The 15,422-nt window shown below is 42.2% G+C and carries 14 protein-coding genes; 1 reads left to right on the top strand and 13 read right to left on the bottom strand.

Features of this window, described 5'->3' with window-relative positions; all coding sequences use genetic code 11:
- Nucleotides 1-285: 285 nt before the first annotated feature.
- Both LC091_RS09460 and LC091_RS09455 read right to left on the bottom strand, forming a co-directional pair.
- A complete protein-coding gene (locus LC091_RS09460; protein ID WP_226681782.1) occupies nucleotides 286-1,263 on the bottom strand; it encodes a zinc-binding dehydrogenase in 978 nt (325 codons plus the stop codon).
- 187 nt (nucleotides 1,264-1,450) lie between these two features.
- Complete coding sequence (locus tag LC091_RS09455; RefSeq protein WP_226681781.1) at nucleotides 1,451-1,942, bottom strand: lactoylglutathione lyase family protein; 492 nt, start codon at nucleotides 1,940-1,942, stop codon at nucleotides 1,451-1,453.
- A gap of 117 nt (nucleotides 1,943-2,059) precedes the next feature.
- Here LC091_RS09455 and LC091_RS09450 point away from each other — a divergent pair, with 117 nt between their 5' ends.
- Nucleotides 2,060-2,374 carry a winged helix-turn-helix transcriptional regulator gene (locus LC091_RS09450; protein WP_226681780.1) on the top strand — a complete coding sequence of 105 codons (315 nt, stop codon included), beginning with the start codon at nucleotides 2,060-2,062 and terminating at the stop codon, nucleotides 2,372-2,374.
- 50 nt (nucleotides 2,375-2,424) lie between these two features.
- Here the strand turns inward: LC091_RS09450 and LC091_RS09445 are convergent, their stop codons facing one another.
- The 11 genes from LC091_RS09445 to LC091_RS09395 form a co-directional block, all read right to left on the bottom strand.
- Complete coding sequence (locus LC091_RS09445) at nucleotides 2,425-4,467, bottom strand: catalase (protein WP_226681779.1); 2,043 nt, start codon at nucleotides 4,465-4,467, stop codon at nucleotides 2,425-2,427.
- Between the two features lie 399 nt (nucleotides 4,468-4,866).
- On the bottom strand, nucleotides 4,867-5,691 hold the full coding sequence (locus tag LC091_RS09440) for a carbohydrate ABC transporter permease (RefSeq protein ID WP_226681778.1): 825 nt from the start codon (nucleotides 5,689-5,691) through the stop codon (nucleotides 4,867-4,869).
- A gap of 10 nt (nucleotides 5,692-5,701) precedes the next feature.
- Nucleotides 5,702-6,655, bottom strand: coding sequence for a carbohydrate ABC transporter permease (locus LC091_RS09435; protein ID WP_226681777.1), 954 nt, complete (start codon nucleotides 6,653-6,655; stop codon nucleotides 5,702-5,704).
- A gap of 191 nt (nucleotides 6,656-6,846) precedes the next feature.
- A complete protein-coding gene (locus LC091_RS09430; protein ID WP_226681776.1) occupies nucleotides 6,847-8,124 on the bottom strand; it encodes an ABC transporter substrate-binding protein in 1,278 nt (425 codons plus the stop codon).
- A gap of 29 nt (nucleotides 8,125-8,153) precedes the next feature.
- Complete coding sequence (locus LC091_RS09425) at nucleotides 8,154-9,179, bottom strand: serine hydrolase domain-containing protein (protein WP_226681775.1); 1,026 nt, start codon at nucleotides 9,177-9,179, stop codon at nucleotides 8,154-8,156.
- The gene (locus tag LC091_RS09420; protein WP_226681774.1) at nucleotides 9,172-10,032 is read right to left on the bottom strand and encodes a MurR/RpiR family transcriptional regulator; all 861 of its coding nucleotides are present in this window, start codon (nucleotides 10,030-10,032) and stop codon (nucleotides 9,172-9,174) included. The genes LC091_RS09425 and LC091_RS09420 overlap by 8 nt, the downstream gene beginning before the upstream one ends.
- Nucleotides 10,033-10,225: 193 nt before the next feature.
- Complete coding sequence (locus LC091_RS09415; RefSeq protein WP_226681773.1) at nucleotides 10,226-10,618, bottom strand: DUF1761 domain-containing protein; 393 nt, start codon at nucleotides 10,616-10,618, stop codon at nucleotides 10,226-10,228.
- 44 nt (nucleotides 10,619-10,662) lie between these two features.
- Entirely contained in the window at nucleotides 10,663-11,598 is a 936-nt protein-coding gene (locus LC091_RS09410; RefSeq protein WP_226681772.1) for an AraC family transcriptional regulator, read from the bottom strand.
- 234 nt (nucleotides 11,599-11,832) lie between these two features.
- On the bottom strand, nucleotides 11,833-12,783 hold the full coding sequence (locus LC091_RS09405; RefSeq protein ID WP_226681771.1) for an ABC transporter permease: 951 nt from the start codon (nucleotides 12,781-12,783) through the stop codon (nucleotides 11,833-11,835).
- A gap of 3 nt (nucleotides 12,784-12,786) precedes the next feature.
- Nucleotides 12,787-13,875, bottom strand: coding sequence for an ABC transporter permease (locus LC091_RS09400; protein WP_226681770.1), 1,089 nt, complete (start codon nucleotides 13,873-13,875; stop codon nucleotides 12,787-12,789).
- The gene (locus LC091_RS09395) at nucleotides 13,872-15,395 is read right to left on the bottom strand and encodes an ABC transporter ATP-binding protein (protein ID WP_226681769.1); all 1,524 of its coding nucleotides are present in this window, start codon (nucleotides 15,393-15,395) and stop codon (nucleotides 13,872-13,874) included. The genes LC091_RS09400 and LC091_RS09395 overlap by 4 nt, the downstream gene beginning before the upstream one ends.
- Nucleotides 15,396-15,422: the final 27 nt, after the last annotated feature.

Genomic DNA, 15,422 nt, shown 5'->3' with positions numbered 1-15,422 from the left:
ATATATGTCATTTAGGCAAATATATTTTATTTTATCTTATTAAAGAGGAGCGCGGTCTGAATGCGAGAAAAAACTTATCGGGCGATTTTTAGCGGTTATCGGGCGATAAGTTGGAATTACGGGCGAAAATAAAAACTTACGGGCGATTCTGGACAGCAATCTGGCGATAATTTCAAAATACGGGCGATTTTCAGGAGTAATCGGGCGATTCCATAAATCCGACAAATTCCGCAAAAAGAAAAAGCCGAGATCAGCATCCCGACTTTTCGTTCTAATTAAAGCAACCTACATCTTCACAATAATCTTCCCTCTTACATGACGCCCTTGCAGCTCCTTTAATCCTTCCACCAATTCTTCCCTCGTAAGAACCTTTGTTACAAGTGACTCCAACCGTCCATCTTTCACCATGCTCATGAGCTCTTCTGCCATGAAGCCTAGGTTGCTGACCGCTCGATCTTCTCCGCTTGCGTGTGCAGCTCCCAGAGCCACCTCATGGATCGATGGAGACAAGGAGAATGGTTTTACACCAGAAAGGTCTGGACCGCCTGCAATGTACGCCAGATGGCCTGAGAATGCGAGACGTTCTAAATCTTCTGTTGCTACATCGCGGCCAACTGTATTTAGAATTAAGTCTGCTCCTCGTCCGTTTGTTTCTTCCATAATGCGATCAGTCACATTTTCTTCTTTGTAATCAATAGCCACATCCGCACCAAGATTCTTCACCCAGTCATGATTGGATTTAGAAGCAGTCGTGAACACTTTCAGCCCCTGCATTTTCGCCAGTTGAATGGCAAAACCACCAACTCCACCGGCACCTGCATGAATAAGAATGTTCTTTTTATGGGTAGCATTCAATTTTTGAACCACTGCTTCATATGCTGTCATTCCAGCACACAAAATAGCTGCTGCATCTTCAAAAGAAACTTCATCAGGAATACGTCCAGCTGCGCGTGCATCCACCACTGCCAATTCAGCAAACGCACCTTTTTTTCCAAGGTTTGTGTGAATAGCAACGCGGTCGCCAGCTACAAAGCCTGTCACTCCATCGCCTACTGATACCACCTCACCTGCAAGGTCCACACCGACAATGTGCGGATAGCTCCAAGCCGGGTTGCCGTTCGTAGCTACTTTGTAGTCAACAGGATTCAAAGCCACTGCTTTAACTCTTACTAGCAGCTCGCCGTTTCCTTCTTTAGGGTCTGCAATCTCTCCCCACTCCATATGATCAAGACTGCCTGCTTCTTTTAATAACCATGCTTTCATTTCGTTTCCCCTCCTAGATTGGATATATATTCTATAAACACCGCTGTTAATTTGCGCACCGGACTTCGCTTTCCTCGGGGCGCTTGCGGAGCCTCCTCAGCAAGCCTGCGGGGTCTCCTCTAAGCGCTACCTCCCAAAGGAGTCTTCGTCCTATGCTCCAATTAACAGCTAGAAAATTCGTTTAATATTAGTAAGCACCTTCTGAGTAAGTAAGCTCGTATGAATGTGAGTAGATTTCTACCAAATTTCCGAATGGATCTTCACAGTAAACCATGCGATATGGCTTTTCTCCAGGATAGTACTCACGGATCGGCATACGTTGTTTGCCACCATGCTCAACAATTTTCTCTACAAGTCCTTCTACATCAGGATCTTGAACGCAGTAATGGAAAATACCTGTCTTCCAGTATTCAAAGTTGTTTTCCGGCTTTTCATTTTGCGGAAATTCAAATAGTTCAATTCCAATTTTGTCTCCAGTCGCCAGATGCGCAATGCGGAATTTGCCCCATCCTTTTCCAAAGACATCTGTGCACATTACACCAATCGCAGAGTCGTCCTCCACTACTTCAGCTGGTTCCATGATGACGTACCAACCCATCACATCTGTATAAAATTTAACTGCTTGTTCCAAGTTTGGAACGGATAATCCTATATGTGAAAAAGTTCTTGGATATCTCAAAACTTCTCCTCCTCAAATAAAATAATTTGCTAATAATGATAGGGTAAAATATAATGCATAAATAAAAAAGTACGCACTTTAAGGTAACTGACCTTGAAATAGAAAGGACTGCTTAATGTGGAACCGACAGAATTCCCCGTCAACCGTGCGCTAACTGTAATCGGTGGTAAATGGCGACCGCAAGTATATTGTGCCCTTGAAAATGGTCCTAAACGCTTTTCTGAGCTGGAAAGAGAAATTCCAGAAATTAATCGAAAAGTACTGACCGATCAGCTTCGTGAGCTTGAACAATTGGGCATGGTTAAAAGAACAGAATTTCCAGGGAAAGTGTTGCATGTGGAATATGAGCTTACAGAAGAAGCGCTAACCCTCCAACCAACTATGAAGTCACTGTGTAAATGGGGGACTGGGGAATGTGGGGAAGAAAAATAAAAGCAGCCCAAACTTTACAATTCAGGCTGCTTTTTTACTTTTAATAAATTTTAAATTTCTTCCCTATTCCAATGTCGATGCGCCGAAACTGCATCGACAAACCTAGACACAAACTGACTTGCTTCATCAGCGAGCACCACACCCGGAGCGCCAGAAATCTCTAGTTTCTCCAGCCACTGCTTACCATCATGGGTAGCGCCAATCGGTTTAAAATGATCATAGGCTTCCTCCACAAAATAGGTGGTTTCACGGTCAAATTTCTTGTCGACATTTTTGCCGCCCACCACATAAAGCGCATCAAACAAGACCGAATCACATGTCAGGAACGTATGGTCCACCTCTAACTCGACACCGCCACTACCCTTCACCATTCCAAGCTTGGCACTGATAAGTTCCGGCTGCATGCCTTGCCCTTTCAGTGATTCTAGAACAGATGCTACTTCCTTACCTTGGAAGTCATTAGAAATAATAACTCCCACTTTACGTGTGGCAGGCTTTTTGACCGTATTTTCCTGACTGAGTGCAGGCGATGATTTTGTAACAGAAGACCCTGACCCACTCGGCTTAGTAGCACCAACAGCTTCCGCCACGGCCACAGCAAGTTCCATGTTCACATTGGCAAACATGTCCACAACCTGTTGCCTCACGTCTTTGCTCTTTACTTTTCCAAGCTCAAAGCTGAATGCCTGCTTGATATGGTCTTTTTCCGGCTTTGACATGCTGTTCCAAAATAAAGTTGCTTGGGAAAAATGGTCCTTGAAGCTGTTACTTCTCGTTCTCACTTTTCTGCCTTCAACCTTTTCTTGATAATGGACATAACCGCCTTCTGCTTCACTTGCCGGCCTCGGGGTATTAGAAGCTAATGAATTCTTATGATAGCTTACCGGGCCCTTATTGATTGTATGACGGCCGTAACCATCACGCTGATTATTATGGAACGGACATACTGGCCTGTTGATAGGAAGCTCGTGGAAATTGGGCCCACCTAATCGGATAAGCTGGGTATCTGTATAGGAAAACAGACGACCTTGTAATAACGGGTCGTTGGAAAAATCAATGCCGGGTATGACATGCCCCGGGTGGAATGCCGCCTGTTCCGTTTCGGCAAACACATTGTCAACATTGCGATTGAGTGTTAATTTTCCAATAATCTTCACAGGTACATCTTCTTCCGGCCAAAGCTTCGTTGGATCTAGAATATCAAAATCGAACTTAAACTCATCTTCTTCTGCAAGAAGCTGTACGCCAAATTCGTATTCAGGATAGTCCCCGTTTTCAATCGACTCCCAAAGATCACGACGATGAAAATCAGGATCTTTTCCGTTAATTTTTTGTGCTTCGTCCCAAACAAGTGAATGCGTCCCAAGTACCGGCTTCCAGTGGAATTTAACAAAATGAGCTTTTCCTTCTGCATTTACAAAGCGGAAAGTATGGACGCCAAAGCCCTCCATCATTCGAAGACTTCTCGGAATGGCGCGGTCAGACATCGCCCACATGACCATATGTGCAGACTCCTGGTTATTTGCGATAAAATCCCAAAAAGTGTCGTGGGCAGAGGCTGCTTGCGGCATTTCATTATGCGGTTCAGGTTTCAGTGCATGTACAAGATCAGGGAACTTTATCGCATCCTGAATGAAAAACACTGGGATATTGTTTCCGACAAGATCGTAGTTCCCCTCTTCTGTATAAAATTTCGTTGCAAAACCTCGCGCATCACGAACCGTTTCAGCTGAACCACGAGACCCCGCAACCGTTGAGAAGCGCACAAACACAGGCGTTTTTACAGAAGTATCCTGCAAGAATTTCGCTTTTGTATATTTCACCATTGATTGATATAATTCAAACTCGCCATGGGCTGCAAATCCCCTTGCATGGACAATCCTCTCCGGGATGCGCTCATGGTCAAAGTGTGTCATCTTTTCTCTAAAATGAAAGTCCTCCATCAAGGTAGGTCCGCGTTCGCCTGCTTTTAAGGAGAATTCATCCTCTGAGACCTTGACTCCTTGGTTGGTCGTCATGGTCTTCCCTTCATCCTCAACACGGTACTTATCTAATTGGTCATGTTTGCTTTGCTGGTCCACCTTTTTACTCAATTCGCTGCTCCACTCCTTAAATTAGATTATGTAAAAAAGGACATACCTTTTTTACGTACCCCGTTAAAAAGTGGTGCAAACTGTATGAAAGTAAAAGTTAGGGGAAATGGATAAATTTTACCAGGACCTTCTTCCCTTAACAGGGAGTAGGAGGGTACCCGCTGGGAATGAGGGTGTCGGTTTTTGTTAGTTCGTGTGTCGAATGGAGTTTATATGAAGCAAAATGGATTATAAATCAAAAAGTATAAATTCAAAACTTGGCTATAAAACCAATGGTTAGCCCTTACAAACAAGGCCATCTCTGCAAAACTCACCTAAAAAGGCATACACCCCCGGCTAGGATTGCATGCCAACCAACTATTTCCATATTTTTAATACATTTTAATATATCATTCCAGGCTATTTAACAGCACCAGCTGTCAGCCCATCCATAAATTGCTTAGATGCGATAAAAAATAAGATGATCATTGGAAGGGAGGATAAGGTCAACCCGGCGAAAAGTGTCCCCCAGTCCGCTGAATATTCCCCAAACAGGGAAAGCATGCCGACGGGAATCGTTTTTTTCATTTCATCGGTAATGAAAATCAGAGGGAAAAAGAAATCATTCCATGAGGAAATGAAATTGATGATCATAACGGTCCCCAATGCCGGTCTTATTAATGGAATCAAGACGCTCCAAAGGATTCTAAGATCACTCGCGCCGTCCATTCTGGCTGCTTCCTCCAACTCCACCGGCATCGTCCGGAAGAATCCGGTCAATATGAGGATGGATAATGGAATTCCTCCTGCTGTATACATGAAAATAAGGGACCAAAGCGAATTCAATAAACCTAGGTCTTTCATTAAAATAAATAATGGCACAATCCCAAGTTTGATAGGAATCATCATCCCCATCAGGAAAAAGAAGAATAAGATATTATTCCACCAAAACGTATATCTAGCAATATAGAATGCTGCCAATGATGTGGTAACCAATATGAGAAGCACAGATACGACACTGACAAACACACTATTGAAAAAGTAGGTACCAAATGGCACTTCTTCTAACAACTTTCTATAAGTATCCAAGCTGAAGCTCTTTGGAAAAGAAAGAGGATTCATAAATATCTCGGCACTCGGCTTAAAGGATGACAATACCATTAACACAATGGGATACAGGCTGATTGTGGCGAATGCAAAGGCAATGATATAGTATATTGGTCTCGTCCATAATGTCTGTTTCACCTTTTCCCACCTACATTTCCACTTGTTTTTTCTGCATGTATTTAAGTAATAGTGCTGTGCATGTTGCGATAAACAAAAACAGTACGACAGCCAGTGCTGAACCAAGTCCGACTGCTGTTGAGTCTCCAGCTGCTGAACCGCCAAATGCTAAACGATAAAAGAATACTGCCAATAAGTCTGTGGAGTAATAAGGCTCTCCTTGTGACCCTTGCATAGCATAGACAAGTTCAAATGCCTCGAAAGATTGAATAAATGTTAAAACGGTCATGATCATGATGGAAGGTACCATCAACGGCAGAATGATTTTAGTAATAACATTCGCTCCGTTTGCTCCGTCCAATTTTGCAGCTTCCACTAGCTCCTTAGGGATGGATTGTAGTCCTGCCAGAAATATTAACATCGCAAATCCAATACCAAACCAGCAGTTCACCAAAATGATGGCTATAAGTGCTGTTTTAGGGTCACCAAGCCATGCTTTCTGCAGGGATTCCATACCAAACTCCCCTAAGATAACGTTAAGGGCACCAAAGTTTGGATTTAATATGAGCTTCCAAAGGAAACCTACTACGATGACAGACAATAATCGAGGTAGGAAATAAGCAACCTTTAAGAATTCCGACCCTTTGATCCTTTTGTAAATAATAAATGCCAATACGAAAGCTATTCCATTTTGAACAACCATCTGCACGGCGAAATAAACTACATTATTTTTGGCTGCATTCCAGAACATGTTACTGAATGGTTGCAGGGTAAAGAGGTCGATGAAGTTTGATAAGCCTACAAATGCCCCTCTTGTTATGCCATTCCAGTCGTAAAAGCTGTATGATAAGGCCGCTACTAGTGGATAGACGATGAAGATGCTGAAAATAAGCAGGGCGGGAATAGGGAAAAGATGGATGGCCCATCTTTTCCAGTTTCTCGTTTTCTTTTGTTTCACAATGGGTGTATTGGTTTCGATTTGCATATTCTCCGCCACCTTACTTATTAATGTGCTGTATTGCTTGAACACCGCTTTTGATTTCCGCAAACGGCTACGCTTTCCGCGGGGCGACCTTGAGCCTCCTCACAACGCTTCAGGGGTCTCAACATTGTCGCTACTCCCCCGCAGGAGTCTACGCCTTTTGCTCCAATCAACAGCTTTAAAACAATCACTACTTATTGAAACGGCTCAAACCAAGCCTCTGTGTTTTCTTGCAATGTTTTTACGACTCCGTCTACGTCTTGTTCACCGATATACATTCCTTGAAGTTCGGTTTCAATGGTTACTTTGGAAGATGGATTCCCACCTGCGAAGTAAACAAGCATCATGTATGGAGTAGAATAGTCGCTTACTGCCTTGCTAAGGTCGTTCACCAATTCATTGTCGGATTGAACGCCTGGAATAGCACTGATCATCTTAAAGTTTGTTGTGAAAAGTTTACCAAACTCTTCTGTTGTTAAGAATTCCAGGAATTTTTTTGCTTCTTCCTTATGCTCGGAGTTTGCGTTAATTCCGAATGAACCATCCACCCATGTTGTAAGGGTTGGCTCTCCACCAACTGCTGATGGCATTGGGAAGAAACCAAGTTCTAAGTCTGGATTCATTTCACGCAATACTTCGATTTCCCAGCTTCCTAGAGGAAACATAGCTGCTTGACCTGTGAAGAAAAGTGTACGAATATCTTCCATACCAAGTCCTTCTGAGTTGTTAGGGAAATATTCTTTAAGATCCTCCATCACTTGAATAGATTTTACGAACTCAGGGCTTGTAAAGTCTGTTTCCCCTTTTGAAATTTTTTCTACAAATTCATTTCCACCCCAGTGTGCAGGGCCAAAAATTCCGTGTGCAAGGGATAACAACCAGCCTTCTTTTGTTCCGAACGCAAGTGGTGTAACACCTTCAGTCTTTAACTTTTCATTAATGGCAATAAACTCATCCCACGTTTTTGGCTCTTCAAGCCCGTGCTCTTTGAAAATAGCTTTATTGTAAAATACTTGTGTGGTACTTAAGTTCAATGGAACACCGTATTGTTTGCCATCTTCCCCTCTTGATGCCTGTAGTGTTTCATCAGGAAAAGTATCTAATCCGTTTAAGCCATCAATTGGCTCTACATAGCCTGCTTTTGCTAATTCACGACCTGGGGCATATGGACGCAGGTGAATGATGTCTGGGCCTTCTCCTGCTTGCAGGGAAGTGTTTAAGATTGTGTTATACTCCGTATTTTTGGACGGTTTGAATTCCACTTTGATGTCTGGGTGTTTTTCGTTGAATGCCTCAATTACTTTTTGGTAGTTCTCTGAATCCTCTGTTCTCCAGCTTCCGATAGTCAGTGTGACGCTGTCATCGTCATTGTTGTCGCTGTTTGATCCTCCAGATTGGTTGGAGCAAGCTGCGGAAACGACTAGCATTAGCGCCATTATACTTAATAACCAAATTCTCCCTTTACCTTTCACCGTGAATCCCCCTTGTTTTAAAAGAATATTTATGAAGTCTCCCCTTGGATGGAGGAGTAAATCATCGAGTGCAATGTTTTCCTGATAGTTCGTATCTTGGTAGATCTGCCGTAATGAACGGCATTGGTAAGGAATGCAACAATCAGCTCATTATGTGAATCGACCCAAACACTGGTGCCGGTGAAACCTGTATGGCCAAATGAACCTTTAGGCCAGTTTGGCCCGCATGACAACGGGTCCCCTTCCCTGTTCCATACTTCAAATCCAAGTCCACGGTTGGATTGCTTATGGAGCGTTGCCAGTCGCATCATCTCTGGTGGAATAACATTTTGTTCATCTGGATATAAAAAGTGCTCAGCGAACTTGGCAATATCTTTGGCAGTGGAAAACAACCCGGCACTGCCACTCACTCCTCCCAGGTGTAAAGCTTTTTCATCATGCACTTCTCCTTGTATGTAGTGAGCGCCAAATTTCTCTGTCGAGGCAGTAAACGCTTTCATATTTGAGGGAAGTTTATAGCCTGTATTATGTAATCCCCAAGGTGTAAAAATATGTTCCTTCGTAAAGGTATCCAGTGGCTGACCAGCAATTTTTTCAATGATTTTCCCTAATAGAATCATGCCAAGATCACTATAAGCAACGGATATCCCAGGATCATGCCGAAGCTCCGTCTTATAAATGTCCCCCATCACATCCCTTTGCCCATCCCTTGCCACATACGGAAGGTCTGGCGGCAACCCGGAGCGGTGAGTGAGCAGGTCCTCCACCTTCACTTTTTTATATCTGAAATCCGGCAAATAATGCTGCACTTGCTTTTCAAGGTGCAAGTCTCCTGTGCTCAATAACAGTAGACTTGCAGGAAGCGTCGCCACCACTTTGGTCAAGGAGGCAACATCAAATAAAGTATTTTTCGTTATGGGATAGTTCTGCTCATCCGCCGCAATGAAGCTACCGACAGCTTTGTAACACTGCATTTGCCTTTTCTTCTTCACATAAAGAACTGCTCCCGGCAGCTCCTTGTTTTCAATTAAGCTATCGATATAATTTTCATACATGCCGCTTGGACGCCTCCACTGCTTTACGCGTTTTATCCAACGCTTTGATATTCCGTTCTTGATTCAGTTTCATTACACCGAAAAACAATATATCGATGACATTCAACTGTGCAATCCTCGAGCTCGTTGCACCACTTCGTACATTCCTCTCTAAGCTTGTGGTGTTTAATTTCACATCTGCAATAGCAGAAGTCGGATTTTCTCCTGACCTTGTCAGTGTAATGACACAAGCCCCGTTTTCTTTTGCTACTTTGAGCGATTCAATGATATCCTCCGTATGGCCGCTATAGGAAATGCCAAAAGCAACATCGGCTTCCGATAGATTGGCAGCAATGGTTACTTGGGTGTCTTTGTCATAAGCCGCTTCACACCATCTGTTAATCCGGGTGAGCTTCTGTTTAAAATCCATGGCAATAAGGCCGGATGCTCCAATCCCATATACGGCAACAATTCTTGCTTTGGAAATCAGCTCAATGGCTCTCTCTAACTCTGCTTCATCCAACACTCCCACCGTGTTATGGATTGCCTGAATATTGTTTTGAGAAACAGAGTGAATCATCGATGACACCGAGTCATCTCTGGGTATATCCTCATAACCTTCTAGATTTTTTTCAGCTTTCGCCTTTGCCAAGTCATAGGCAATTTTTAATTTTAGCTCTTTAAACCCCTTGCATTGAAGCGATCGGGATAGTCGGATGATGGTCGCTTCGCTGACTTGAGTATTTTCAGCAAGCTTTTGAATGGATATGTTTATCACGTCTGCAGGTTTTTCCAAAATGAATTCTGCTACTTTTCGTTCTGATGGCTTGAAAGTATGCAAACTTTCCTGGATAAAAATTAATTCTCTATTCATATAGGCTTCCTCTATTTTCAGATATTTCTTACTTTTTATTTTATTAAATAAAGTTTCATAAATCAATTACTATTTTGTAGTTTTGTTTCACAGGACTTTTGGTCTATAAATGTTAAGTACTAGGGAAAGATTGGCAACACAAAATAAAAAAGCACTACACCGGAAATGAATCCGCCATAGTGCTTATTTAACCTTATATTCCATTTATGACTCCATGAACCATACCTAGCATTGTGAATATGATGAGATGGTCACCCACAGCAATATAGAATGCTTTTTTTGTTACCAGTCCAAACAATGTATTTTTTAAATAGACTAGAGTAATTATTATCCCTATTAACGATCCTACTATTAGACCGCTCAGGATGCCTTCTGCTCCTGCTACCTGCACGAAAGATGCTACAATAAAAGAGCTGACAAATGCAATCATGATAGACATCACATATTTAAGCGGGCCTTCCGTCTGTTTGAATTGCGTGTCTTTCTTTTTTCCGAGCATAATCGTGTAATAGATTCCTCCATAAACTGCATACAAAAAGGCACCTATAAGTATTGCAACAACATCCATTTCAGACCAATTCATCATTTTATCTTTTCTCCTCTTTTTGGCTTTTACTTTTAATTCGACTTTTATTTAGGCTCAATGGCTAATGCAATGGCCTTCACTCTAACATCTACTTCCAAGCTACCTTTTTTTGGTTTTATGGTTATAAGTTCCATTGGGTTATCCAAGTATTTAAATCCGCTTTTAGGAAGCCAAAAGCTGTATAGCTCCGAGTAGCACTCTATTAGTTTATTCCTTTCAATATAATCTACAGGCTCATCGAACTCATAGACTACATGCTTTCCTCCTTTGAAACTATAGGTCACTAGACTATCGTCCATCAACCCTTCTACAGCTAGATGACAATCATATCTGCTCATTTTCGCAGGAGTTATAAATGGATTATTTTTAGGCACCCCAAACATGAACGTGTTTTCCGCAATAATATCTCGAGCCTTTCCCCAATGGTACACAGTCTCCCAAACATCCGGTATCCCTTGTGTGTACGGACCGACATTTTGCTTTTTCACAGTTGTATACACTGGAAATTCCATGACCTTCACTTTTTCAAGATTGAGCCACTGGTATTTATTATATCCGTTGTTGAACTGCTGTTCTTGCTTCATATTGCGATGATGTTTAGATTTCTTGCTATTATCAGCATATTCTCGTGGAAACCTCTCTAGATAGGCACCTTCTCTCCAATAAGAAGGACTGCATTGGAAAAAGGTATGAAAGGAAGTGGTGAAGTAAGAAAGAGAAGTAAAGCCACACATGAACGCAATTTGCGTAATGGGTATGCTATGTTCATATATTAATAGATGGGCAGCTTTTTCCATTCTAAGGCGTTTCACATAATTAGCTGGAGTTTCACCTACCTGCGCTTTAAAAATGCGTTGAAAATGAAAAGGAGAGTAAGTAGAAATGGAGGCTAGCTTTTCAAGGCTAAGTGGGATCTCTAGGTTATTTTCTATATATTCCTCGACTTTATTTATCAGTTTTTCTTGTTCGGAAGTATGCATTGTTTTTCTCCTCATTTGGATGTTCTTTCTTTTATTATAACTAAAATAATAAAGAAGCTGGGATGAAAACCCAGCAAATTCAACTCTAGAGCCTCTCGGAACAATTATTTTACATGGTACCTTACTGACCGGAATAAAGGGAATACTGTTTAAACCGATAAGAATATATGCAAATCGACAAATAATATGCCTAAAAAAACACGCCCTCCATAAAGAGAGCGTGTTTTTGATGTCTCATCGTTTCCCAGAATCAAACGGTTCTCCCACCGCTTTTGGTGCTTGAGAAGACTTAGAGAACACGATTAACGCAATTAATGTTACAACATATGGGAATACCTTCAAGAATACTGGCGGAATGACAGCTAAAGAAGGAATTACCTGTGAAACGTTCGCAACCGTAGTGGCGAATCCGAAGAACAAAGTTGCCGCAAGGATTCCAAGTGGTTTCCACTGTCCGAAGATCAAGGAAGCAAGTGCCAAGAAACCTAGTCCCGCAACCGTTCCGTTAAATTCTCCACCAGTTGTAACGATGAAAACCGCTCCACCCAGTCCAGAGAAAGCTCCTGAGATCATAACGCCAATATAACGCATTTTACTTACGCTGATTCCTGCTGCTTCTGCTGCATGTGGATGCTCCCCACATGAACGAAGACGCAGCCCGAATGGAGTTTTATACAGCATAAATGCACTTACTAGCAAAATAGCTAGAACGAGCCAAGTCGTTGCGTAAGTTCTAGTGAATAGCAAGCTGCCAATCACTGGAATATCTGATAAAAATGGAACATTGAAAGGTTTTAATGTGCTGATTTGGATGTTTCCGCTACCTGTAATGTTACGAGCCAAGAACACCGTGATAGCTGCAGCAATCATATTGATGGCTGTTCCACTGATGATCTGATTGGCGTGAAGGTTAATACTTGCAAATGCATGAAGAAGGGAGAACAATAATCCCATCAAGGTAGCAAGTGCCAGACCAATCCAGATTGCTGTTTGTTGCCCAGGCATCATTTTCTGCATGTTCAAAATAACAAGCGCTCCAGTGAATGCCCCAATTACCATTAATCCTTCTAGACCAATGTTTACAACTCCACTTCGCTCACTAAATAAAGCTCCTAGCGCTGTGATCAAAAGAGGGATAGTGAAGATGATTGCGTACGGTGCTATTTGTTGAATCACTGTCCACATACCTTATACCTCCTCCTTTTTCTCAGTTGTGTTTTGAACAATCGCTGGTTGTTTTCTATTTTTCTTTTTGTTAATAAAATATCGAATCATGCGATCTATCAAGATGCTTGTAGCAGCAAAATAGATGATGATTGCAATGATAGAGTCCGCAATTTCTGGTGGGATCTCTGTCATCGCGTTCATAAATCCGCGACCTGAATAAAGAAGACCGAAGAAAATAGCAGCCAATAATACCCCGATACCTGTGTTTGCACCTAAAAGTGCCACAGCAATTCCATCAAAGCCTTGAGTAGGTAAAATACCTATTTGAATGCTTGTCGCATTTCCAGCGTAGAATGCAACTCCGCCTAGACCAGCCAGACCACCGGCAATAACCATGGAAGTAACGATACTTCGGTTAACTGCAATACCTGCATATTCCGCTGAATCACGGTTAAATCCAACCGCCTTCAACTCATAACCTAGTGTGGTTTTATTGATGATGAAGGAGAAGATAATCACTGCAATGGCAGCAATAAATAAACCAAGGTTAATATAAGACCCATCAAACATTTCCGTTAAAATTGGTGTACGTAAAGATGCAGATTCTGGTAGTTTTTTAGATTCTGTTTCCAAAAACTCGCCCTTAAAGTAGGCAGGAACCGCATAGTATACCGTCCAGTAGGCAATCCAGTTCATCATAATGGTGGATACTACTTCATGTACGTTAAACTTTGCTTTTAATAGTCCTGGGATAAAAGCCCAAAGTGCTCCTCCGATAAATCCTGCCACGACCATCATTACTAAAAGTAACGGTCTGGACAAATCAAACGTCAGTCCGACAGCTACCGCACAAAAACCACCAATGAGCATTTGTCCTGCGGCTCCGATATTAAATAAACCGGTACGGAAAGCAAATGCAACCGATAGACCCGTAAAGATTAGCGGTGTCGCTGTTGCAAGTGTATTTCCCATTCTAGACAGGTTTTTCAAACCGCCTTCAAATAAATATTTATATCCTTCCACAGGATTATTACCTGTGACTGCCATCAATATCGCACCTGCAATCAAACCGAAAAGGACAGCAAGTAACGAGATTATGCCATTTCTCATTCTTCTTCCCCCTTCATCACGCCTGCCATCATCAGACCAAGTTCGTTCTCGTTTGTTTCCTTTGCATTCACGATTCCGACAAGTTGGCCATTATTGACAACAGCGATGCGATCTGAAACATTTAATACTTCATCTAATTCCAAGGACACAAGCAATACCGCTTTCCCTTTGTCGCGCTGTTCCACAAGTCTTTTGTGGATGTACTCGATAGAACCAACATCCAGTCCACGAGTAGGCTGAACCGCAATTAACAAAGTCGGGTCCAGTTCAATCTCCCGCCCGATTACCGCCTTTTGCTGGTTACCACCTGAGAGGGACCTTGCAATAGACTTTCCGCCTTCCCCAGAACGGACATCAAAGCTTTTAATGATGTTATCTGCATGCTTTTTAATCGCAGCAAAATTGAGCACGCCACGCTTGGAGTAAGGTTCTTTATGGTACAATTCTAAAACCATATTTTCTTCAATTGTATAATCTAAGACAAGTCCATGTTTATGGCGGTCTTCAGGAATATGAGCGATACCGCTTGCAATTCTAGAACGGACCGGCATTTTGGTAATGTCTTTTCCTTCAAAAAGGATGGTTCCGGAGTCGGCTTGCTTCAAGCCCGTAATACTTTCCACAATTTCAGCCTGTCCGTTTCCGTCTACCCCTGCAATGCCAAGGATTTCCCCTTTTTTCAGTTCTAGGGACATATTCTTAAGGGCAACTACGTCTTTGCCCTTTTTCACTGAAACATTGTCCATCTTTAACACAACGTCACTTGGAGTCGCTTCAGTTTTGTCGACTTTAAAGTTAACTTCACGTCCTACCATCATTTCAGCCATTTGTTCTTTGGACGTTTCCGCAACATTTACCGTGCCAATTGTCTTTCCTCTTCTGATAACCGTACACCTGTCCGCCATTGCCTTAATTTCTTTCAGTTTGTGCGTGATAATAATGATCGATTTACCTTCTGCGATAAGGTTCTTCATAATCTTACCCAGTTCCTCAATTTCCTGAGGGGTAAGAACCGCGGTAGGCTCGTCCAAAATAAGTACGTCAGCTTGACGATAAAGCATCTTCAGAATTTCAACACGCTGTTGCATGCCGACGGAAATGTCTTCAATTTTCGCATGTGGATCCACATTTAAGCCATACTTTTTCGACAATTCTTCAATTCTTTTACTGGCCGTTTTTTTATCAAGCACATACATTTTATGCAATTCGGAACCAAGCATGATGTTTTCTGTTACCGTAAAGTTACTGACCAGCTTGAAGTGTTGGTGGACCATCCCGATACCGAGTTTTGTCGCGACATTAGGGTTGGCAATTTTCGTTTCCTTGCCATTTATTTTTATAGATCCTCTATCCGGTTGATACATACCGAACAAAATAGCCATCAGTGTTGATTTCCCGGCACCATTTTCTCCAAGAAGGGCGTGAATTTCCCCTTGCTTCAGACGAAGTGTAATATCATCATTGGCAACTATTCCAGTAAATTCTTTCCGGATATTGAGCATCTCCACTACATAGTCCATAGAGTGATTCTCCCTTTTTTGTTTATT

The sequence above is a fragment of the Sutcliffiella horikoshii genome (assembly GCF_020524325.1).
Taxonomy (GTDB): Bacteria; Bacillota; Bacilli; order Bacillales; family Bacillaceae_I; genus Sutcliffiella_A; species Sutcliffiella_A horikoshii_D.
This window is presented reverse-complemented; position numbering and strand designations above follow the sequence as displayed.